The 22,435-nt window shown below is 48.2% G+C and carries 25 protein-coding genes and 1 pseudogene; 12 read left to right on the forward strand and 14 right to left on the reverse strand.

Going from position 1 to position 22,435, the window contains the following annotated elements; all coding sequences use genetic code 11:
• Positions 1–181: 181 nt before the first annotated feature.
• From ACTQ34_RS10295 to ACTQ34_RS10310, 4 genes are all read right to left on the reverse strand, one after another.
• Complete coding sequence (locus tag ACTQ34_RS10295) at positions 182–520, reverse strand: hypothetical protein (protein WP_441363730.1); 339 nt, start codon at positions 518–520, stop codon at positions 182–184.
• 192 nt (positions 521–712) lie between these two features.
• Positions 713–958: a hypothetical protein gene (locus tag ACTQ34_RS10300; RefSeq protein ID WP_022288934.1), complete on the reverse strand. Its 246-nt coding sequence runs from the start codon at positions 956–958 to the stop codon at positions 713–715.
• Positions 955–1,689 (reverse strand): ImmA/IrrE family metallo-endopeptidase, encoded by a 735-nt coding sequence (locus ACTQ34_RS10305; RefSeq protein WP_087347527.1) that lies wholly within the window; start codon positions 1,687–1,689, stop codon positions 955–957. The genes ACTQ34_RS10300 and ACTQ34_RS10305 overlap by 4 nt, the downstream gene beginning before the upstream one ends.
• Before the next feature lie 2 nt (positions 1,690–1,691).
• Positions 1,692–1,943 (reverse strand): hypothetical protein, encoded by a 252-nt coding sequence (locus ACTQ34_RS10310; RefSeq protein WP_022288932.1) that lies wholly within the window; start codon positions 1,941–1,943, stop codon positions 1,692–1,694.
• A gap of 247 nt (positions 1,944–2,190) precedes the next feature.
• Here ACTQ34_RS10310 and ACTQ34_RS10315 point away from each other — a divergent pair, with 247 nt between their 5' ends.
• The 12 genes and pseudogenes from ACTQ34_RS10315 to ACTQ34_RS10370 all read left to right on the forward strand — a co-directional run bounded on the left by ACTQ34_RS10315 (position 2,191) and on the right by ACTQ34_RS10370 (position 9,993).
• Positions 2,191–2,610 carry a helix-turn-helix domain-containing protein gene (locus ACTQ34_RS10315; protein WP_022288931.1) on the forward strand — a complete coding sequence of 140 codons (420 nt, stop codon included), beginning with the start codon at positions 2,191–2,193 and terminating at the stop codon, positions 2,608–2,610.
• Between the two features lie 79 nt (positions 2,611–2,689).
• The gene (locus ACTQ34_RS10320; RefSeq protein ID WP_441363731.1) at positions 2,690–3,205 is read left to right on the forward strand and encodes an ImmA/IrrE family metallo-endopeptidase; all 516 of its coding nucleotides are present in this window, start codon (positions 2,690–2,692) and stop codon (positions 3,203–3,205) included.
• 96 nt (positions 3,206–3,301) lie between these two features.
• Entirely contained in the window at positions 3,302–3,607 is a 306-nt protein-coding gene (locus ACTQ34_RS10325; RefSeq protein WP_441363732.1) for a carboxylate--amine ligase, read from the forward strand.
• On the forward strand, positions 3,604–4,590 hold the full coding sequence (locus ACTQ34_RS10330) for a YecA family protein (RefSeq protein ID WP_441363733.1): 987 nt from the start codon (positions 3,604–3,606) through the stop codon (positions 4,588–4,590). The genes ACTQ34_RS10325 and ACTQ34_RS10330 overlap by 4 nt, the downstream gene beginning before the upstream one ends.
• A 5-nt stretch (positions 4,591–4,595) precedes the next feature.
• Positions 4,596–5,012 (forward strand): UPF0158 family protein, encoded by a 417-nt coding sequence (locus ACTQ34_RS10335; RefSeq protein WP_180956744.1) that lies wholly within the window; start codon positions 4,596–4,598, stop codon positions 5,010–5,012.
• A gap of 177 nt (positions 5,013–5,189) precedes the next feature.
• Positions 5,190–5,822 carry a Vat family streptogramin A O-acetyltransferase gene (locus ACTQ34_RS10340; protein WP_441363734.1) on the forward strand — a complete coding sequence of 211 codons (633 nt, stop codon included), beginning with the start codon at positions 5,190–5,192 and terminating at the stop codon, positions 5,820–5,822.
• A gap of 41 nt (positions 5,823–5,863) precedes the next feature.
• A pseudogene (locus tag ACTQ34_RS10345) lies at positions 5,864–7,372 on the forward strand (Y-family DNA polymerase).
• The gene (locus tag ACTQ34_RS10350) at positions 7,369–8,028 is read left to right on the forward strand and encodes an endonuclease/exonuclease/phosphatase family protein (RefSeq protein ID WP_308526772.1); all 660 of its coding nucleotides are present in this window, start codon (positions 7,369–7,371) and stop codon (positions 8,026–8,028) included. The pseudogene ACTQ34_RS10345 and the gene ACTQ34_RS10350 overlap by 4 nt, the downstream one beginning before the upstream one ends.
• Positions 8,029–8,050: 22 nt before the next feature.
• Positions 8,051–8,473: a hypothetical protein gene (locus ACTQ34_RS10355; RefSeq protein WP_308526773.1), complete on the forward strand. Its 423-nt coding sequence runs from the start codon at positions 8,051–8,053 to the stop codon at positions 8,471–8,473.
• Positions 8,474–8,484: 11 nt separating this feature from the next.
• Positions 8,485–9,015 carry a hypothetical protein gene (locus ACTQ34_RS10360; protein WP_101691758.1) on the forward strand — a complete coding sequence of 177 codons (531 nt, stop codon included), beginning with the start codon at positions 8,485–8,487 and terminating at the stop codon, positions 9,013–9,015.
• A 299-nt stretch (positions 9,016–9,314) separates the two neighbouring features.
• Positions 9,315–9,632: a helix-turn-helix domain-containing protein gene (locus ACTQ34_RS10365; RefSeq protein ID WP_101691757.1), complete on the forward strand. Its 318-nt coding sequence runs from the start codon at positions 9,315–9,317 to the stop codon at positions 9,630–9,632.
• 220 nt (positions 9,633–9,852) lie between these two features.
• The gene (locus ACTQ34_RS10370; RefSeq protein ID WP_441363735.1) at positions 9,853–9,993 is read left to right on the forward strand and encodes a hypothetical protein; all 141 of its coding nucleotides are present in this window, start codon (positions 9,853–9,855) and stop codon (positions 9,991–9,993) included.
• Between the two features lie 33 nt (positions 9,994–10,026).
• Here the strand turns inward: ACTQ34_RS10370 and ACTQ34_RS10375 are convergent, their stop codons facing one another.
• The 10 genes from ACTQ34_RS10375 to ACTQ34_RS10420 form a co-directional block, all read right to left on the reverse strand.
• Positions 10,027–10,623, reverse strand: a complete 597-nt coding sequence (locus tag ACTQ34_RS10375) for a hypothetical protein (protein WP_441363736.1) — start codon at positions 10,621–10,623, stop codon at positions 10,027–10,029.
• 23 nt (positions 10,624–10,646) lie between these two features.
• A complete protein-coding gene (locus tag ACTQ34_RS10380) occupies positions 10,647–12,038 on the reverse strand; it encodes an NYN domain-containing protein (protein WP_441363737.1) in 1,392 nt (463 codons plus the stop codon).
• A gap of 6 nt (positions 12,039–12,044) precedes the next feature.
• Complete coding sequence (locus tag ACTQ34_RS10385) at positions 12,045–14,096, reverse strand: ATP-dependent DNA helicase (RefSeq protein ID WP_441363738.1); 2,052 nt, start codon at positions 14,094–14,096, stop codon at positions 12,045–12,047.
• Positions 14,097–14,164: 68 nt separating this feature from the next.
• Complete coding sequence (locus ACTQ34_RS10390; protein WP_441363739.1) at positions 14,165–17,254, reverse strand: type I restriction endonuclease subunit R; 3,090 nt, start codon at positions 17,252–17,254, stop codon at positions 14,165–14,167.
• Positions 17,255–17,287: 33 nt separating this feature from the next.
• The gene (gene mcrC / locus ACTQ34_RS10395; protein ID WP_441363740.1) at positions 17,288–18,319 is read right to left on the reverse strand and encodes a 5-methylcytosine-specific restriction endonuclease system specificity protein McrC; all 1,032 of its coding nucleotides are present in this window, start codon (positions 18,317–18,319) and stop codon (positions 17,288–17,290) included.
• The gene (locus ACTQ34_RS10400; protein WP_441363741.1) at positions 18,316–20,433 is read right to left on the reverse strand and encodes an AAA family ATPase; all 2,118 of its coding nucleotides are present in this window, start codon (positions 20,431–20,433) and stop codon (positions 18,316–18,318) included. Before ACTQ34_RS10400 ends, mcrC begins: the two co-directional genes overlap by 4 nt.
• A gap of 98 nt (positions 20,434–20,531) precedes the next feature.
• Positions 20,532–20,993, reverse strand: a complete 462-nt coding sequence (locus ACTQ34_RS10405) for a type I restriction-modification system subunit M N-terminal domain-containing protein (RefSeq protein WP_441363742.1) — start codon at positions 20,991–20,993, stop codon at positions 20,532–20,534.
• A gap of 65 nt (positions 20,994–21,058) precedes the next feature.
• Positions 21,059–21,268 carry a helix-turn-helix domain-containing protein gene (locus ACTQ34_RS10410; RefSeq protein ID WP_308526784.1) on the reverse strand — a complete coding sequence of 70 codons (210 nt, stop codon included), beginning with the start codon at positions 21,266–21,268 and terminating at the stop codon, positions 21,059–21,061.
• 375 nt (positions 21,269–21,643) lie between these two features.
• Entirely contained in the window at positions 21,644–21,901 is a 258-nt protein-coding gene (locus ACTQ34_RS10415) for a helix-turn-helix domain-containing protein (RefSeq protein WP_441363743.1), read from the reverse strand.
• Positions 21,898–22,435 (reverse strand): TraM recognition domain-containing protein (locus ACTQ34_RS10420; protein ID WP_441363744.1); only part of this gene is annotated, 538 nt, incomplete at its 5' end. The genes ACTQ34_RS10415 and ACTQ34_RS10420, both read right to left, overlap by 4 nt.

Below are 22,435 nucleotides of genomic sequence, written 5' to 3' on the forward strand. Positions count from 1 at the left end.
GACCCCTTCACTTTACAACGGACATTTTCCAGGAGAACCACAACTATCACCCGAAAATATTTTTTGCTTTTTTCTGAATGAGGCGAATCGCATTCTGGACACTCTGGTAACTGACCCCCATTTGATCCGCATATGCCTTGTAGCTGACCCCATTCAGGATGCATGCCTGATAAATGCCATATTAGGTGGAGGTCAGACTTTCCCGCAGTTTCCTCTCCAGAAGTTTCGTGGTGATCTCCTCCGTGTAGTCACGGGCGTCTGCCAACCAGCAGGAATCCGCCACATCTTCTGGAAGTGCATCCAGAGAGAGGGGTGTAGGCGCAGTCTTTCCCGTTCCACACGGCTCACTCTCTGAGGATAAGGCCCGCCGGAGCCGCTTTTCCTCCGAACGAAGCACTTGCATCACCGTGCGATCAACCTCTACCGCTTCTCCGGTGGCCTTGATCCGCACCATGCACTTTCCGTCCTCCGTAGTCCAGAGAACGTAGTCAAATTCTTTCGGGGTTTTCGGGATTTTCATAGCTCGTCCTTTCCGCTGGCGGAGAGCAGCGGAAGGACGAGACTAAAAAAGAGCCGCATGACGGTGAGCTTGTCGTCCCATACTGATAAAACAGGTGTTTCCATTTCGGAAACATCTGATCATGCGGCATTAGGAAGACTCACCAATCAGCGGCTCCACAGCACAGCTATCAAAATATTTATTTGTTGATCTCTACCTCCGGTTGAGGTGGAGGAAAAACCGTCTCATACTCAGAACATCAAAGACCGTTTCGCGGCCACACAGCTTGCACTTGGCCTGAACATGACCTCTGGTGTCTTCAAATACGGCGATTGAATTGTGCCCACAGAAGGGGCATTTCACCATCCTTGTTTTCTGGTTTGCAATGGCATGGCGCGCTTTTCGGATTTTTTCCATCATTTCCTCAGACGGTTCTGAGATGCGGATATTCTTTTTCACGGCCACACCTCCAACGGATCAATATATTCCCGGTACGGACGATCCTCGATATAGCCGAGCTGCCGTAACCGGATCACCGCAGCCGACTTGGATACGGCGAGCTGCTTGCACAACATCATCAAGGATACCTTGTCGCGGTATGCAAACACCCCCTCGTAGTTGATGAATTTCCTGCCGGCGGCAAAGTACCACATGGCCAGATCGATCTCTTTTTGCGGCATCAGAATTGCCGCCCCAAGGACATTTGCCTGCCATTCATTCCAGTCCTCGCGGGTCTTCAAGTCCCGGAGCGAATACGCTGTCCACGCCGAGTATTTCTTGGTACAGGCCGACCGCACAGCGTCGCTTTCCATCTGGAATAAAATCTGATGGGCGCATTCATGGGCGAGAGTAAAGCGCCTCTTGCCGCAGAGTTTATGGACTTGTCCGGGCTGAATAAAGCTCACATCCAACAGAATCTGATTTTTCCTGAGCGGGATTGCTCGTTTTACGCCCATTTCTTCTGTGATGTACTCGGTGTCCGCATAGGCGGTCAGGCCGCATATGCTTCCGTCTGAGGAAAGTCGGGCAAACGACACAGCCATTCCAAGATATTCCCTGGCGAACTGGTCAATCGGGGTTCCCCGTGCCATACGCCGGGATTCTTCGGAGTCGCAGCCGAAGTAGAACACGTTGAAATCCTTGGTCACGGCTGCGGCAATTTCTTCGATGTTCTTCTGGGACAAAATCATCGTCAGATCTCCTTTGCTTCAACAAACCACTTGCTGCCCTCCTGAAACAGATAGGACTCTCTGCCACGGATCTGCACCGTGTAACGGATACCGCCGCCCCCCACCTTTTTAGAAGCGGCGCGGCACTTATACAAGATTTGGTCGATCTGAAAAATCAAGCCGTTTTCCCATCGGATGAAGCGGGGATAGAACACACCCTCCTGATCTACATCCAGATTGACTGAGACATAAGCTTTCCTGCACGGTACACTCATTTTCCTCACTCCTTGCTTGCTATCACGGAAAACACAGACAAAGCTTTCATTGCCTGGCATCTCTTGGAAGTTCCAGAACAAATGAAGGCCACGCCCCTTGACGGGACACGCAAACCGATATACAATAAATGCGTAAAGCGATTGCGTAATCTCATTATACGAAAACTGTTTGCTTGTGTCAAGCGGTTTTGTGCATATAGCGCAAACGAATTGCATATTAACATATTTACAGGCAGGAGGATATGCTATGAGGTTCGGAGAAAAGCTCTGCGCAATGCGCAAGGAAAAGGGGCTTACTCAGGCGGAACTTGCAAAGCTGGCGGGAGTAGGTCTCAGGACGATCACCAACTATGAAAAAGGCACCACATACCCCCAGAACCGTGAGGTGTATAGCGTTCTCGCCCAGATTCTCGGGTGTGATGCAGACTATCTGCACAACGAGGGCGATGACTTCATTGCGATGGCGGGGCAGGAATATGGCTATCGTGGTAAGAAGGGCGCCGAGCGACTGTTGAAAGAGATACGGGGCGCCTTTTCTGGCGGTGAGATGGCCGAAGAAGACATGGATGAGCTGATGCTCGCGATTCAGGAAGCCTACATTGATGCGAAAAAGCGCAACAAAAAGTACACCCCGAAAAAGTATCGAAAGCAGAATGAAGAGAACTAAGTCCCTTATATTGGACTTCGCATCCGTTATACTGAAAATGTGAAATTATACCATTCTGCCCGAAAGGGGTGATACCGCTATGCTGATTCGAGCTGAGGAGGCCATTCAAAAAGCCAATCGTGTTTTGCGTCAATGCGGCACAAGAAATGCCGACCGAATTGCACGGGAGTTGGGGCTGATCGTTATGCCTCGTGATTTCTCCCGACAAAAAGGCGCGTACATGGTTATTGAACGCAACCGTTATATTTTCATCAACAAACACCTCGACCCAGTGATGCACGATATTGTTCTGCTCCATGAGATCGGGCATGACTGTCTCCACCGCGGAGAGGCGATCCAGGTTGGCGGCTTGCAGGAATTCAATATTTTTGACATGCGGAATCAGCGGATGGAATACGAGGCAAATATGTTTGCCGCACAGATCGCTCTTCCTGACGATGAGATTCTGGAATACATATACGACGGCTATGATGTCGGCCAGATTGCGCGCATCATGAGTTCAGATATAAACTTGGTGGCGCTCAAGGTTTCGGAGCTGAATATGCAGGGACACCGATTCTGCGAACAGGAGCACCGAAGCAGTTTCTTGAAATGAACTGTGATAAATTTGTAGGATGGATCAGCGCAAAGGCTCCTGAGAGAATCGAAGCATCGAACAAGATGACATCATGGAAAAGGAGAAAAAATTACGATGAAATACTTGCTGTATCGTTCCTTCGGGAATCTGGATCAGGATGTAAAGAAACACGAGCTGTTGGCCGTAGAGTACGGGAAAGATATCTATGATGTTACAGATGCACTGATCAAGGCGGCTGCGGATGACCTTGCCGGTCTGCCGGAATACGAAAAGCATGAAACCGCAGCATTTTCCCCGGAGCGGACAAAGGATTTCCGGAAGGTCAAGCGATATGCGTATGAGATGACCGGCATCGTCTATCCCACCTACGGAGATAAAAATATTCTGATTGATTTTGGCATTGTGGAGGAAGCGGAATGAGCAGAGAGGAACCGTATTATATCCCGATCCCAGAGGAATACGGGCGCAGAAAATTAAATGCGCTCTATCGGGAGATCCCGTTGAAGGATACCGCCTCGCGGCTTCTGCGAAAGTATTTGAATGCCGCCGCCAATCTGTACGGCATTATCCCGCTCAGCAAGCTCTATGGGATCATCACATCGCAGAACAAATCGCTGGTGACGAAGGAAGAATTTCTTGCCTTTGCCGAAATCGCAAGGCATGAGTGCGAGGACTACTACATCCTCGGTAAATCTGAACTCTATTACGACGGTCCTGAAACCGAGTTGATGGAGTACGAGGTCATAGATGTGCAGCTAATCGGCGAGGACCTTGAACCATATCATGAGATCTTACGAGGCCATCAGGGAAAGCCCTACTATGTGCCGGACAAGAAGGAGTTCCTTGCTTACGACAATCCCTTCCACTGGGAGAATACCCCGGAAGCAGAGGCATTCCGAAACTTCCTCCTGACTAAAACCACTGTGCCGGAGGACAAGCTGGAAGCGGTGTTCATCGACATCTATTATGGTCTCCATTGCATGAACGCCGGATTTGAGGATGCGATGAACCGGTTGGATGAGATCGGTGTGAAGTTTCGCCGCAAAGTGGATATAGGCGATTTTGCAGAGGTGTATACGCCGTTTCACAACCATGTGCGGATGCAATATAACCGTGGTCATACGCCCGACGAATTGACCGCAATGTATCCCCCGGAAGAACGCATTCCCAAGTCTATTTCCTTTGGCCCGAACATCCGTCAGGCCATTGCGGACGGAACCATGAATCCAGACGAGCTTCGGCAAGGGATTCTGGCAATGGAGATGCCCAGCGAAGAGCTGCGGATGAATTTCCTGAAAGAAATCGCAGAAATTCAGAACGGAACAAAACCGAAAAAGGTTGGCCGGAACGATCCCTGCCCCTGCGGAAGCGGGAAGAAATACAAAAAGTGCTGCGGACGGTGATGCGCATGAAGATCAAGCTGCAAACGGTCATAGACGCAATCGAACAGGCCAGCGATGCCTACACGATGCTCTATGATACGAAAACCAACGAAACGGTTTATCTGCCTGATGTATGGATTACCGGTGAGACAGATGAGGATCTTGCCGAACTGATCGAGAAGGAACCGGAGCGGTTTCTCCGATTCCCGACAAAATATGAAATCCACGAATACAGCATCATGGACTCCTTTGTGGACGACCTCCCAGCGGGCAGGATCAAAAGCGAGCTGGCTGGGGCAATACGCGGCAAGGGTGCGTTCCGGCGTTTCAAGCAAACGATCCGCTTTCAAGGCGTGGAACAGTTGTGGTACGACTATCAGGCAAACGCCTACCGGGAGCTTGCCGAACGATGGTGCAATGAGAACGATATCCAATTTGAATAAAGTATAGTCATCAAGGCGTCGTACGGTCGCTTAGCAATAAATTCGACATCCTTGTTGAGTCCTTTATTAGCTGTGGTAACTACAACGGTTTGAGATCCATGCGGCGCTGTTTGCCCTTGACTAAAGCTTGCCCGGTGTATCATTAAAACAAAAATCTGAATTTGGAGGGGGAATCATATGGGACCGAATCCCAACGCTGTATACCCGAACGAAGCAATCAAGCAAGTGGTATATATTAAGAATGTAATTACCAGGCCGAATATTATCGTGGGTGAATACAGTTATTACGACGATATAAATGGTGCGGAAAAATTTGAAGATCACGTCACGCACCATTATGAATTTCTTGGAGATAAATTGATTATTGGAAAGTTTTGTGCGATAGCAAAGGGTATTGAATTCGTCATGAATGGCGCCAATCACAGAATGAACAGCGTAACGACCTACCCATTTAACATCATGGGCAGTGGCTGGGAGCAGTTTACTCCCAGCCTTGAAGATCTGCCGTTAAAGGGCGACACCGTTGTGGGAAATGATGTTTGGATCGGACAGAATGTGACTGTCATGCCGGGTGTTCATATTGGGGACGGTTCGATCATAGCAGCTAACTCTGTTGTCACAAAAGACATTCCGCCATATAGCATTGCTGGCGGAAACCCGTGCAAACTGATTCGCAAGCGGTTTGATGATGATTTGACCGCATATCTGCTAAACCTCAAATGGTGGGATTGGGACGCAGATAAAATATTCAGAAACATGGATGCGCTATGTAGCGGGAATTTACAGAAGATTAAACATATATCGGAGTGAGAACTTCTCATTTGAAGGACTGAAAGAAGGCTCACCGAAGCATGAAAGACCGCACCTACATTGCAATCGATCTCAAGAGTTTCTATGCTTCGGTGGAATGCCGGGAGCGCGGCCTTGACCCGATGGACACCAATCTCGTTGTAGCAGACGAAAGCCGCACTGACAAGACCATCTGCCTTGCCGTCACTCCAAGTCTCAAAAGCTACGGCATTTCAGGCCGAGGGCGGCTCTTTGAGGTCAGGCAGCGAGTCAAGGAAGCCAACGCCGGACGGCGGCATGATGCTCCGGGCAGAGTGCTGGAAGGCAAATCCTGCTTCTTCTCTGAGCTGCAAGAAAACCCGAATCTGGAGATCGACTTCATCATCGCTCCGCCCCGGATGGCCTACTACATGGAATACAGCACGAAGATTTACGAGGTCTACCTGAAATATATCGCCCCGGAGGACATCGTGGTATATTCCATCGACGAAGTATTTATGGATGTGACCGATTACCTTTCTACCTACAAGCTGTCTGCCCATGACCTCGCCATGAAGATGATTCTGGATGTCATCGCAACCACCGGCATCACGGCCACGGCGGGGATCGGGACAAACCTCTATCTCTGCAAGGTGGCGATGGATATTGTGGCAAAGCATATTCCGGCGGATAAAAATGGGGTACGCATCGCCCAGCTGGACGAAATGACCTACCGGCAGACCATGTGGTCACACCAGCCCCTCACCGACTTCTGGCGAGTAGGCCGTGGCTACGCAAAGAAGCTGGAAGAGCACGGGATGTTCACGATGGGCGATGTTGCACGATGCTCCGAGCGCAATGAGGATTTGCTGTATCATCTCTTCGGAAAGAATGCAGAATTACGGATCGACCATGCGTGGGGCTGGGAGCCAACTACCATCGAGGCAATTAAGGCATACAAGCCAACCTCTAACAGCTAGGGATCGGGACAGGTGCTTCACTGCCCCTACGATGCAGAAAAGGCGCGGCTCGTCCTGCGAGAGATGGCAGATATGCTTTCTCTGGATTTGGTGGACAAAGGGCTTGTCACCGATCAGCTTGTGGTGACGGTGGGCTATGACATTGAGAATCTCACCGACCCTGCAAGAAAAGCAAAGTATCACGGCGCGATTGTGAAGGATCATTACGGGAGGCAGATTCCCAAACACGCCCACGGCACAATCAATCTGGATGGATACACGGCCTCCACCAAAAAGATCATGTCCGGCGCAGCGGAGCTGTTTGACCGCATCGTAGACCAAAGTCTTCTCATCCGAAGACTGAATGTTGTGGCAAACCATGTCCTCCCGAAAGAGTCCGCACCAAAAAAGAACGGCGGATTTGAACAACTTGACCTTTTCGCTGACTATGCCGCTCAGGAGGCGCAGCAGGAACAGGAGCAGCAGGAATTAGAACGCGAGCAGAAAATGCAGACGGCCATGCTGAACATCAAGAAAAAGTTTGGTAAGAATGCGATTCTCCGGGGGATGAACTTGGAAGAAGGTGCAACAGCCAAAGATCGGAACCAGCAGATTGGAGGTCACAAGGCATGAAAATCGCCACATGGAATGTGGAGCGACTCAAGCACAAAAAGCAGCTTGACCAGATTCAGGGTTTGTGCAATAGCATTAAGGCTGACATCCTGGTACTGACCGAGACCGACAAGCGGCTGCACCCCAAGTATACCTTCTGCCATGAGACCACTTCTTTGATAGAAGATAAGGCCATCCCTTATGCCGTTACAGAAAATCGTGTTTCGCTCTACACCAACTATCCCGTTGTTCAGCTGCATCAGACCTATGATCCGCATACTGCCCTTTGCGCTGAGCTAAAAACGGAAGCTGGAAATCTGCTGGTATATGGAACAATCATAGGAATACTGGGCAACCGTCACCCTTCCTTCATGGAGGAACTTCATCACCAGAGTGATGACATACGCCGTTTGAGTAAGAAAGGTGACGGTATCTGCGTGTGCGGTGATTTTAACTGTTCCTTCTTCGATAACTACTACTTCACGCGAGCCGGAAGAAACGATTTGCAGAATTTATTTCAGGAGGTCGAACTGTCCCTTTTGACGGGTGAACAGGCCGAGTGCATTGACCATATTGCCATCTCCCGCCGTTTTGCTTCCTTCGTAAAGCTGACGATTGAAGAATGGAATGAGGATAAACTTCTCTCTGATCATAAGGGAATTGCTGTTTCTTTTTAACGGAACACAAAGGACAAAGATTATGAAAAAGCAGTACGATGATATAATCCATCTACCACACCATGTATCCAAAATCAGACCGCAGATGTCCATGCAGGATCGAGCCGCCCAATTCTCACCCTTTGCAGCGCTTACCGGCTATGATGCCGCTATCAAAGAAACCGGGCGTCTAACAGTGGGAAAGGTTGAAATGGACGAAGAGGCTCTGAGCACCCTGAACACGAAGTTCCATATTCTTGTTGATAGCATGAATGATAAACCGGAAGTCACCTTTACTTACTTTAAGCCGGATAAACGCAAAGCTGGTGGAGCATATGTCGAAGTGACTGGTATGGTAAAAAAGATAGATGACTTTGAACGGTTGATTGTGATGCAGGACGGAACAAAGCTGCCGATGGATGACATACTGGACATCGAGGGTGAAATATTTGCATCGCTGCAATGAAGGAGAAATCTATGGCAAACACGGTAACGATTAGCAGTGCAGAAGAGCTTAGCAGATACAAAACCACGATCCTGTCAAACCTCAGAAAAAGCGTGCAGGATATTAAGGCGATGATTGACAGTGAGGATGCTCAAGAAATCTTCAAACATTTCAAATTTGACAAGATTGCCACCGAGCCTTTATCTGGAAAACCCGAGAACTTAGTTGAGGTTATCAATCAAAGTCAGACTTATTTTGTGACGCTCGCCGCTACTGAGTATTTGTTATCCCATTATCCCGAGAAATCATTCCTTCTTAATTGGGGCAATGTCAGCGGCTATGATATTGAGTCTACTGATGGAGAAATCATTGCTGAATGCTTTGCTGCGACCAGCTACCGCAGTAATGGAAAATTGACAGCAGATCTGAAAAGACTTTTTGGCGATCGGACAGCGGCACGAAAGTACGAATTCTTCTATGCATGTGATTTTTCAGACACGAGTAAAAAATACTATGAAAACAAATATGTTGGAGTATGTATCGTGAAGCTGGACTCTATCTGAATTATTACTTAGCTGGCCGGCGCAGTGCGACTTTGTCTGCAGATTTGAAAATGGGGTTGAAGAGACGAACAAAGGCCCGCTTATTCATAATATCTAAGTTAACAGATTGGATTTATTCTTGAGATTCGTTCTTTAGCATTGTAACTTGTTCTTCTATCCGGGTGTCGGCTGCGGCTCTTCTTTTTTTGCGTTTTAGGTCTTTAGAATTATTGCTTGGTCTTTGGCTTCTGTATGATTGAACGCCTCCAATTTATACTATCTTTAGAGCTAATTCATGTTCTAAAGAAGGAGGTGGTACGATGGATGCTAAGGCAGTCGGGCAACGGATTAAAACTGCAAGGGAAAAGAAAAATATGACACAGGAAGACCTCGCAGCACTTGTTGATATTAGCCCAACTCATGTAAGTGTGATCGAACGCGGTTCAAAAATCCCACGGCTGGATACCTTTGTTGCAATCGCTAATGTCCTTGAGGTATCTGCGGATTCTTTACTGGTTGATGTAGTAGATCACGCGACGAAAAGCGTCGCTTCTGAGCTTTCTGCCGCCATCGAGGATCTCCCACACGATGAGAAAATGCGAATACTCAAAGCAGTAAGCGCATTAGTTGAAAAGTAGCAGTTGGAAGAGCCACCGGCTCTTCCAATCTTTTTTCTTGCATTCGACAAGGTTTGCGCATCTTCGACTATCTTTTAATTATATACTTGTTCTAAAGAGCAAGTATAAATTCTAAAGATGGAGGGGTTTCTCGTGAGAAATTTTCAGGAAATTCTTGAAAGGATCGCAAAGGAAAATGGAACTACCCCAGACAATGTTTTACAGGAGATGCAGAGAGCGATTGATGAAGCTTTCGATCATCATGATGCTGACACAGCCTATCTGGGACATGATGACCTTCAAGGGCGACAGGCCGACACCGGAAGAGTTTATTTATCAGGTTGCGATGATGCTGGATCAAGGGAATAGCATAGCACAGTGACGCAAAGCCCCCCTGTGAATTGCAGGGGGGGCTTCACTCGCATAGTTCGGCAAGAAGTCGGTCTTTATAAGCGTTGTCAAACACAGCGTAGTGGAAGTCGAGCGCCCGATGTTCCGAACACAGTTTTTCTCCCAATTTCGTGAGATTATTATTGAGAAGCGCCTTAGATATGCCGGTCTGGTTGATGAAACTCGCCCACGAAAAGGCTTCTGCAACGGCATCCGTCTTAACGGCCAGAGGAACAAGGTGCTTTGCTAACCGAACAGCAGCGATGCTGTCTATATCCTTTGCCTCTTTTTCTTGGGAAGTGGCAAGCTCCACAGACAGGATAGAGTCAATTTTCAGGAAATGTTCGTCATCGTTTCTTGTGAGGGTAACGGATAGGTCAATCTTACCGCTGGGTACATTGATATATTCAGCTAACTCAAGTTCGTAATGAAAACCATTTAGGACAGCGGAAAACTGAAACATTTGGCAGATACAGGCGGATTGTTCAGAGTCATCGTCTTTGTCGAGAAACCCAATCGGATTGTATTCGTCACAAGCCCATTCAACATGATTTTCTTCTGTAAGTTTGGCAATTTGGTCAAGCATAACCCGCTCTTCCTGGTCCATGATCTCTTGCATCATAGCAGTACCCTCCAATCCTAAGACTATTTATTCTTAAATTCTATAACGACTTCGCCATCCGGCGCAATGGACATCTGCATGGTTCGTATATGCTGCGCCATGAATTGTTTTTTCTCCGCGTCGCTCATCTCAATGCGGGTCGCTTTTAGAGCGGCTGAGAACATTTCATTGACATTTAGATGGACTGCGCTGTCTATATACCGGTACATCTCTTTAATAAGTGCGCCAAATTTCAGTTCGTCAGCATTCCCGGAGTAAAAGTCATCTATGTAGCAGTAGAAGATACCGGTATTGACCAGTGCAGCCTTCAAATCCGGGCCGCTTTTTTCGTGCTCAATCATCATCAGAAAGCGAGCGTCCGGCAGCGAGGAAATCAGTCCCCAGTAGTCAGAGTCGCTGGAAACGATGATGAAAGAATCCACCTTGTTGATATAGTGTTCCTGACAGGCTCGTGCAGTCAGCTTGATGTCTACAAGGGATTTGCTTTCTTTGACCCGCTCAATCAGAATATGCTCCACCGGTATCTTGGTAAAATCTTCGAGGATACGCCACGCAGAGGCAGTATGAATGTCATCAAAGAGAATGATGCTCGAAATCTTCTGCGTGTATTTATAGTCAAGGTTTCTCAAAACAGCGCATAGCTTGTACGGATCGGAGTTTTCGCAGTCCACCACTACAACCGTCTTCTCGCTGCCTTCGATGTACTCATAGATGCTGCCTTTGACATAGCTGCTGACATCAGAGACTTTGCTGAACTCGCGGAAATAGTCATTGTGCCATTGATACAGCAGCACCGCAAATTTCTTGTCATTATAGAGGACATTGCCTTCATCCTGCGGCACCCAGTTGATATACACCTGATAGGGGTAATAGGAGCGATTGGCGTAATAGAGGTAAGCAGCCTGTCTGGTCCCTTCCTCCTTCAAGCCGTTGGGCATGATAAACAGGTCCTTGATATAGTCCCAGCTAATCCAGAGAGGAAACAGTTTCTTACAGTTGTTGATTCGGTCCGAAATCAGCCGGTTGATCTCGATAACATGGTGGACGAGCTTTGTGCTGGATTTCTTTATAAAGTTGATTCCGTCCGCACTCAGCTGATGCAGACTGTCTGCTGGCACATACTCTGGCATGGAAAGGATTGTTCGGTAATCGATCCTCATTGCGCTGTTGATGTGCCGGAAGTTTCGCTCAATGGCAGTTCGGATGATGCTCAGATGCCGGATAATACGAGCAGCCTTATCCGCTTCCAGCCGCTCGAAAACTTCCATTTGGGGCGCTTCATGCTCATTTTCAAATATGTGCCGAGGAACGCCGATCAGATAGGACACCTTGGAGACCAGCTCGTAGGTGCTATCCTTGTATATGATTTTGTCTTCATTGGCGATAGCAGCACCAACAGCCTCTTGGACTTCCATGTGAGATTACCCCTCTGTTTCGTTGTGTGCAGCCGGAAGGCTCTCGTAAAAGCGTCTAAGTTCTCCAAGGTCTTTTGTGCGGTTTTTGATGGGGAGGGATGCCCACGCAATATCATGGTATCTCTCTGCTGGCGCATCTCTCAATCTTCGGTCAATAATGCAGACAATCCCTGTATCCGTAAAGTTGCGGATCAATCTGCCAATACCCTGTTTGAGCTTGATTACCATTTCCGGGACGCGCACATCCATCAGCGGATCTTTCGCGATAGATGCTTTGTACTCGATAATAGGATCAGGAACAGGGAATGGCAACCGGAAAATCACTACATTCGATAGGCTCTTACCCTCAATGCTGATGCCTTCCCAATATGCGCCGGTTCCGAGCAGCACCGAGTTGGTATCTTCCTTAAACTCGTTAAGCACTTGATCCTGAGATGAACCCGGCTGCTGCATCAGAACTTTATACGGCAATTCCTTCTGACTCAGGATGGAATATACCTCTTCCATGTCGGTCTTGGCCGTAAAGAGAACCAAGGCTTTGCCGCCGGATATGTCAAGAACTTCGAGTAGCCGCTGCACTCCCTGTTCTATGAATGCCTCATGTTCTTTGGTGGGATGCGGCAGATCGTCGCAGTAATAAATCATGGAGTGCTCGTCATAAGGATAAGGAGAGGGCTTCGGCTCTGAGAGACAGCCATGCTCATCTGTTGGAAATCCGGTATTGCTGATGAAATAGGCATACTGTTCTTCAAGGCTTCCCTCCGTCGCATTCGTCAGCGTTGCTGAGGTAAGAATTGTCCGGGCACTTCCGCTAAAATACAGACGGTTGGTAATCTCTCGGGTATTCTTCGGGCAATAGACAAGCTCAGATTGACTTCCCTTGCGTTCTATCCAGAGAAGGTAGTCATCCACTTCTGCAATCATTTCCGCAAGGGTTTCACTCAATTCGTCCAGCTCATCCGATGCCGCTGTTGACCGATTATTATACTCGAAGCTGGAATAGACCTGAATGCTGAGAGCCACACTCTTGACGGCTTCGATCATTGCTTCCAAAAGCGCTAAGGATTCCTCGCTCCCGTCAAAGAAGAAGCGCCCAGCATAGCGCATATCCTGTTGCGCCGTATTGATTTGCTGCTGCATCTGTACCTTGAGGCAGTCAAAGAATGAGTAGACCGCCTTCTGTGCTGTCTCGGTCTCTTTGAGAATATTTTGCCGGTCAGAGGGCTTAACTTCATCGGCTGCGCTTCTGATAAGACCAAGAATCCTTCCCTGACTGACGCGCTCCGTTGTTGCACTTCGCACCTTATCATCCAAGTTGTGTGCCTCATCCACAACGATCAGGTCAGTTTCACGGTTGATCAAACCGTCCTGTCCACGCCGTAGTTGACGGAGATGCGCAGTCAAGAAATCCTGATTACACAGCACAATTCCATCAGTGTATCTTAGTTGAGAGCGGATGTCATAATAGAGGCATTTCTTATCACAGGAGCCACAATTCCGCATACTAAAACGCTGGATATTTACTTTGTCCCAGATATTTTGCGGTATGGTTGCCATGAACTGCTTGCGCTCTTGGAAGCCTTGCTCTATGCCTTCGGCAAGTTCTTTCGGAATGACAGCATTCTCCGTTTCAAGGTGCTCCTTTGCTCGCTTATGGCAAAGATAGTGCGTCTGGCCCTTTGCAAGAATGACCTCTGGATTTGTTTTCAGAAGGGACATAACATCGTGAACATCATTCCAGAGCTGTTCCTGGAGGGCAATCGTTGAGGTAGCGACAATCACCGGTTTATTTAGCTTTTTGTTATAAAGCAGGACAGGCACCAAGTAGCCGAAAGACTTTCCAATCCCAACACCGGCCTCGACAGCAAAATGTTGGTTGTGGATGAGAGCGTCCACTATTTCAAAGGACATATCTTGTTGCCCTTCGCGCATTTCAAAGCCGTATTCCGGGGCGACATCCCAGAAAAAATTCGTTGCTTTTTCTCCGATTTCTGTTAGGGCAGCTTTTCTCTGCTTTTTTCGACTTTCAGGTGTGTTGAAACCGAAATAATGATCCATATTCGACCTCATTTTCTTATGCGCTGGTAAGAACATAGCATCGTAAAATTGTTGTCTGCTCTGTATTCTTAGACGGTCATCACATTGTCCGTCCACATCTCACACTGACTCATGACAGTCTGGACGGCATCGTCCATCCCCTCCGGCGGGTATTTATGTTTCTTGAGCAATCGCTTAACCAAACGCCGCATACCGGCTCTTGCACTTTCTTTCTTCTGCCAATCAATCGTCCGGTTTTTACGAAGAAGATCGGTCAGCTCTTTGGTAATGGCAATTAGTTCATCGTGTTCGTAAAAATCTTTGATCGCTTGCGGCTTGGTCAGAGCATCGTAGAATGCAAGCTCGTCGGCATTCAATCCCAACTTTTCACCCTCCGCGTTTGCATCAGCGATTTCTTTTGCCAGCTTCAAAAGCTCCTGAATCACTTCCTCGTTCGTCAGCATTCCATTCAGGTAGCGGTTCATTGCACCCTGAATAAGTTCAGAAAACTTCTCTGATTTGACGATATTGGTTCGTCGGTAAACCGACACCTGTTCGGCAATCAGCTTTTTCAAGAGTTCAACCGCAAGGTTTTTCTCCTTCATATTGGCAATCTCTTCAAGAAACTTCGGATCGAACAGAGAAAACTCCGTCTTTACATCCGAGAAGAGGTTGATTACGCCCTCGCTCTTGATGCTGTGTTTCAGCAGCTCATTGATCCGCTCATTCACTTCCGGGAGGGTAAACTTCTTGCCGGTTCCTCCGGACAGAAGTCGAACAATCATTGTTCTGAGCGATTCAAAGAATGCAGCTTCAAGTCGTGTTTTCTCATCCACCAAGCTACCGCACAGCGAAAGTGCCTGTTTGAGCAGCAAAGCCTCCTTGATGTAGATATTCTGTGTTTTCTCCTTGTCAGGAAGGTCTTGTTCCGCAACGCTTTTACCAAGGATAAAGTTTACGCCACCTGTAATCGTCTTCGCCTTATCAAGATCGGTTCCGGTCATGAACTTATCGTAGTTATAACCATAGAATAGGTCACGGCACACGGACAGTTTCTCAAGGAACTTCGGATATGCAGCCTTGCTGACATCCGTGTCGCCGTAATTCTTCTTGTCCCGCGCTGTGTAGTCATTCATGGCCTGTTTCAGGGCGGCAGCGATACCCACATAGTCAACAACCAAGCCGCCTTCCTTGTCCTTGAAAACGCGGTTGACACGAGCGATAGCCTGCATGAGGTTGTGACCGGCCATCGGCTTATAGACATACATTGTGGCAAGGGACGGAACATCAAAGCCCGTTAGCCACATATCCACAACGATAGCAATTTTAAGCGACGAGTTGTTGTCTTTGAACTTTCTCGCCATATCTTCTTTGTGAGCCTTATTGCCGATTACTTCACGCCATTCTTCAGGATCGTTGTTGCCCTGCGTCATGACAACTGCGACCTTTTCCGTCCAAGCTGGACGAAGCTCCAAAATCCGCTTGTATATCTTCATGGCGATGGGGCGGGAGTAGGCAACAATCATCGCCTTCCCGGTCAGAATATTGGCGCGATAGTTTTCGTAATGGTCGAGAATATCGTCTACCAGAGAACGGATCGTCTGGTCAGCCCCCAGAATTGCCTCCATCTGGCCAAGTTCCTTTTTGCTCTTTTCGATAACATAAGGATCGGCATTCTCTGCCATCAGGTCATACTCATCGTCAATAAGATGCAGCGTCTTTTCATCAAGCTTGAGATGGATGACGCGGCTTTCATAGTAAACCGGTCTGGTCGCTCCGTCCTCAACTGCCTGAGTCATATCATAAATGTCGGTATAATCACCGAACACCTCACGGGTGCTCCGATCTTTAGAAGAGATGGGAGTACCGGTGAAGCCGATGTATGTAGCGTTCGGAAGGCTATCACGGATAATACGGGCGGTACCGATAATGGTCTTTGCCTCGACTTCACCATCTTCTTTCTGACGGACTACAACCTTCTCCGTTAATCCGTATTGGCTGCGGTGTGCCTCATCCGCCATGACGATGATATTCCGACGATCAGAAAGAGGCTCATCACTTTCCTCAAATTTCTGCATGGTTGTGAAGATGATGCCGTTTGCCTGACGGTTTGCAAGCAGTTCTTTCAGGTGGGTTCGGCTTTGGGCGTGCTGCGGCGTTTGGCGCAGGAAGTCCTTGCAGCGGGCGAACTGGCCGTAGAGCTGGTCATCCAAGTCATTGCGGTCTGTGATCACAACGATTGTCGGGCTTTCCAATGCTTCTTGCAGATAGTGAGCATAAAACACCATAGACAACGATTTTCCGCTGCCCTGCGTGTGCCAGAACACGCCGCCTTTGCCATCCGTGACGGTTGCCTTTTGGGTGGAAGCAACCGCCTTCTTGACGGCGAAATACTGATGGTAGGCGGCAAGCACTTTGAATGTCTTCTCGCCGTCCACATTGAAGCAGATAAAGTTTTTCAGGATGTCGAGGAAACGGTTCTTCTCAAACAGTCCCTCAAAGAAGGTGTCAAAGGCCGCGTACTGTGTGTTCTCATAGCTGCCATCCGTTGTTTTCCACTCCATGAAGCGGTCTTCACCGGAGGTGATGGTTCCAGCCTTTGAGGTAGTCATGTCGCTCATGACACAGACCTCATTGTAAATAAACATGGAGGGGATCTCGTACATATAGTTGCGGAGCTGGCGGTATGCGTCGGAAGCGTCTGTCTCTTCGCGGGAGGGAGATTTCAGCTCTACTACGACAAGGGGAAGACCATTGATGAAGAGAATGACATCAGGGCGTTTCTCGGAATTTTCGATGAAAGTCCACTGGTTAGCAACGGTAAAGTCGTTATTGGCGGGATTTTTGAAATCAACAAGGTAGACGAGGGTGGAGCGTTCCTCGCCATTTACAAAGTATTTTACAGAGATACCGTTTTGCAGATAGTCGGAAAAGGTCATGTTCTTTTGCAGCAGTGAGCCGGACTCAAAATTCTTGAGCTTGTAAACAGCCTCGTTGATAGCATCCAAAGGCAAGCCCGTATTGATGCGCTGCAAAGCGGGCAACAAAACATCCTCATAGAGCGGGGAATGATAATCACGCTCTATATCCGGTCCGTAGACATAGGTGTAGCCCAGCCCTTCGTTGAGTAATTGGAGAACTGCATTCTCGTAATTTGATTCTGTGTAATATCCTGCCATTTCCATTGCTCCCTTGTTCGATCTGCTGTGTTATCATCTAACCCTTTCCGCAATCGTGTCAAGCTGTCCTGCGATCACAGCGAACTCGCAGTTCATATCAAGCGTTTTTACGCTGATCTGATTGCCGCTCATCTGGTAATCTCCATCCGGCTGAACGGCATCATCTGTCTTGGCGTATAGAAGCATCCCTGCTACCGTTTCTCCGGGCGCTGTATCCCAGTTCTTGACATAGGTGAAAATCTGGTACAAATTCCCTGAGTGGAGCGTTTGCGTCATATAGGGTGCTTTCATCTGCATATTGTGCGTGTAGAACTTTGCGTCGATAATAAGCGTCTTTCCGGCTCTTTTGTTTGAAAGCACGATGTCGGACTGCATGGTAGGCAGAAGCGTTCTGCACCCATCTGTCACTTGCCAAGCGATTTGTGGGGAATACGCACGGATGTCCGGGTGCTCCCGCTGATAGTAGCCCAGTATGAATTTCTCATACAGCTTTGCCATTGTCATGTCATCCGCATAATCCATGATACGGGTAGATCCGTCTGCGGTCGTTTGCAGCAGTCCGTTCAGAACAAACCGGCATAATTCAATCATCATCCGATAGGTCTGATTATTGCGGTCATATTGGATGTTCCAGTTGATGTTATGAGCGTCCAAAGTATCTACGCCATCGAAGAAGACAAGCAGCTTGCGGATTTCCTTCTTCCTCGCCTTTGAAATATCTGCACGGAGCAGGACGGCCATTGTCGTTTTGATAATGCGATTTGTATAGGCATTAACCGAAAACTCGTCATAGGTGCAGACGATCTGTTTTTTACGAAGGACTTGGGTTTTGATGGATTCTCCAATTTCCAGCTTTCCTCTTGGAGAAGCCAGCGGTTCTTCCTTAGTTATGTACTGTCTGCATAAGCCCCGCTTAATCTGAACAGACACACCTTTGCATAGGATAGCGGCCAGCAGCTCTGCGGTGTTTCGGAAATCCTCAGCGGCAACATCCTTATAGCCTTGCTCGTGCAAAACTTGGAACGCATAGGCCAGCATATAGTAGATGTTGCGAATGGGAATCATTTGACCACCTCACGGAGAGTACGGCTCCAATCCTTGACTTTCGCGGCTTCATCAAACCAATATTCTTTAAGCAGCGGGATCAACTCAAACTCTACTACGGACTTCATCCAATCATCTGTGACTGTGGCGTTCGTACAGAAATAACTATGGCCGACGCAGAATCCTTCGCCCAGCGAATCATCACTCGCGATTACATCGTTAAGCTGCTCCACCGTGGCAATCAGGCGGTCGAACTTCGGATTGTTGATCTTCGCCCTGTACGCCCTGAAACCGGATGAGTTGAACGCCGGTGTCATCTCAAAGAACGCAAAGCGGCGGCGCAGCGCATAATCCAGCATGGCAAGGCTACGGTCTGCTGTATTCATCATGCCGATGATGTAAACATTGCTTGGGATGGAGAACTGCTCGTACGCATAGAGAAGCTGCAACTCAACTCCTCGCTTATCGCTTTCAATGAGCATAAACAGCTCGCCGAAAATTTTGCTCAAGTTGCCCCGGTTGATCTCGTCAATGATGAAGAAATAGGGGCGATCGTCCTCTGCAGCCTTGCGGCAGAACTCATAGAAAACGCCTTTCTTCAACTCGAAGCCTGTTTCCGTGGGCCGGAAGCCCATGATAAAGTCTTCGTAGCTGTAACTCTGATGGAACTGCACCATCTTAACACGGTTTGTATCTTTCTCACCCATGATAGAATAAGCCAGTCTCTTTGCCGCAAAAGTTTTGCCAACGCCCGGTGCGCCTTGAAGGATCACATTCTTTTTTGTCAGCAAAAGAGCCTTGAGGATGTTGTAACGGTCTTCATCCATGAACACATCATGCAGGAAATCGTCGGCAGTATATGGATCGTATGTCCGTTCTTCTTCATCCTCATCTTGGATAGCAACATCTGCGCTTTCTCCGTCAAAAAGGCTTTGCGTCTTCTTCACAAAATCGGTATAAGGCGTTACATCGGTCAGGGTCTTCATTGCCAACTGCTCAGGATGTTCCCACAACCCCTTGTCAGTCCATCGGACGGTGCGGGTGTTACAGTAGTGCTCGCGGGTGGAATCATATACATACTCACCTTCAACAACGCCTCTGCCAATGATTTCTTTTCTGCCTTTTTTGACGAAGATGATGTCGCCGGGTTTAATGTCGTTTGCAAACTGCCATGTCGCATGAACTTGATTTTTATACGAGTTTGTCCCTCCATAGACTTCCCGCATCTTAGCTCTCATTTCTTCCTTGGAGCTGTACTGCATGAGATCGCCCATGTCATCCCAGCCAATAGCCATAATGCCCTCAGCATAATCGTTTTCCCAGTTGACCGAGCCATCGCCAGCAGCATACAGCCAATACCGGACGACGGTGTCATCGACCGTGAGGGCAGTATCAGAGGATTCCTTCGGGATAATGCCCTCAAACATTTTCTCGCTGAAATCCATATCAATATTGTTGTCCTTGGTTACTTTCGTGCAGCCCCGGCGGATGCTGTTCGACTTGTTTCCGGTCTGCTCGTAGTAGTAGGTTATATTTTCATGGGTTGCTTTTAAGGCATTGGTCATGCGCTCCTTGCCATAGTCCTGCCCGATATGGACGATGTAATAGATCGTCGTTTCCGTATTGCCCCGGCGGGTGTACCTTGTTCCCTCCATCATGGACGCAAACAGCATGACCATAAGCTTGTGGGATGTTTCCCCGAAAAACGGAACTTCTTTGCACATGGCCGCAACAGCGTCATCGGAAGAAATCGCCCCATCATAAGCCATCTTTGCATACTTATAAACGGTCACTTCGCAATCGTACTCCGGCCCCACATAGGCTCTCACACCGCCTTTGGTGTCCAGGAACTCTTTGAGCATCTTGAGATCGTTGAAATAACCGGCTGTGCGTTCTTCGGCGCGTTCTGACATCACATCATGTTTCAGATATTCGAGTATATCCTGCTTTGCCGCTGCCATCGACTCGTCGTTTTCAAAGCACTTCCAGAAGGAGAGGGCAATAGTATTCTGATACAGGTAGAAGGCATCAGAAACATGGGTGCTGAGAGTGCTTTCTGCCCATTCAGGGTGCTTCCCGCGCAGATAATCCTTGTATTCTTTTCTGGCGCGGCTAATTGTTTCTTGTATATCCATTGCACATACCTCCCATTTTCTAATCTAATCATACCGCGTTCTGGGCGGCAAGTGGTCGCTCGATTGGCGACAAGGGCGATAAACGATAATTTAGCGGCTTAGAGCTGGATGGCGGAAACATCAATTTCGCCGTTCATCAGCTTCGGCAAAAGACTATCTCGCAGCTGTTTGAGCCTGTCATTTTCAATGGCATTGCATTTTATCTGTTCAAACATATCCTTGAGGCGCTTGTTCTCCTTCTCAATACTGCGCATTGCCTCATCAATTACTGTTCCGATTTCCGGTGTGTGCGCTGAGCTGGCAATGACACCCCAGCGGGCATTCTCTGGCACGAAAAAGATGTTTTCCGAGATGTACTCATCGATGTCCTCTTCGAATCCATCGCCTTCATCAACCAGTTCCCTATACTTTGCCTCAAATCGATCCGAGATATATTTTAAAAAAATCAATCCCAGAACAACAGACTTGTACTCAGAAGCATCGATATTTCCCCGCAACACACAGGCGGCATCCCAAATCTGCTTTTCAAACCCAATATTGCTCGTAGTTTTATCGGCCATATTAAAACCTCCGTGTAAGTATAATCCCCATTAAAACAGAAAAACTGTACGAAAAATGGAAGGAATTAGTCCTCTCGCACAGCTTCGCAGATGTCACCTATATCGCAGTTCAAATAATCGCAAATGCGCAGGAGGACCGAGAGGGAGACATCCTCCCCCTTGTTGAGCTTGCACATCGTTCCAGAGGAAAGATTCACATCCCGCTTTAAGGTCGGCCGGCTTATATCTCTCTCAATAAGCTGAACCCACAATCTTTTATAGGAAATTTTTCTCACAGCAACATTCCTCGCATTTCTGTTGTGACAAATTGCTTACTTTGTTTTTTAGTATAGCATACCGGTGTGACAGACACAATCATATGCTTTGAAAATGAAAAGGAAAAGTCGCGTATATAGAGAATTACTTACTGTTTGGATTACACGATTGAAGGCATATTGCAGATTTCGGTGTGATACACTGTATAGGCATGCAGTGAGAGATAGTTCTTTTCTCTGTACTAAATCTCAGTTAGAGTGAGTCCTTCTGGGAGGTCCATATTGAACCGCCCCTGGGTCCACCAAATGGGCGCAGTTCCCCCTTGGCGTGGAGATCTCATAATTTGCATTTTTAGAAAGTGGTTTGTACTACATTTTGGTACAAACCACTTTTCTTTATTTCACAGTATAGAGATTGGAGGTGCTGCTTCCGTTTGGTCTATAACGGTAAGCCTTTTTTAAGTAACCGTGCTGTTCCAGGTCGTGGAGCGCCCTCTTGACTGTGGTTCTGGAGAGCTTCATATCTGACGCGATGGTCTTGATGCCGGGCCAGCATTTCCCCTCAGCATCTGCGCGGTCTCGCAGGTACATATAAACTGCCCTCGCTCTGGAGGGCAGTTCGGTATCAGCATAAATGGTTCCAAAGTAGCTCATGTATTTTCTCCTTCCATCGACTTTATGCTTTTGCCATATTTTTTTGCTTTTTCCTGCACAGGGTCATGCGACATCCCCCCGTATCCCGATACGGCGTAAGCATGGTGCTCGGCTGCTTCCTCAGCTTTATCAGCTTTCGGGAGATTGCGCTCCAGATCCACACGGTTGGCGTAGTCCACAGTTCGGTTCGCTCGTTCCGGCACGGTGTATGGCGCTCCAAACTTAATGCCCCAATCCAGGAAGAGCCGAAGCCGGGTTCGCATAGGATGAGTGCCGGTTTTCATGACGATAAAGCTTCCCTTGGGAATGGATTTCAATTCATCAGGGGTCAGCAAGGCTCGCTCCATCATCTGCAGGCTCTGGCTGGGATCGTTCTTGCCCCGGCTCACGGAGCCGGAGAGGACGGTGCGGCTGCCCAGAGCTTTGGACAGCACCTCCGCAGTCTGGCTGTTGGGGGCGAAGCCGCCGAAGATGGTGTCCTGGCAGTTGTCCTGAATGATCTCGCAGCCCTCCTTTCCATAGTTTTTTTCAAGC

Origin of the sequence: Agathobaculum sp. LCP25S3_E8 (assembly GCF_052117165.1) — a bacterium.
Taxonomy (GTDB): Bacteria; Bacillota; Clostridia; order Oscillospirales; family Butyricicoccaceae; genus Agathobaculum.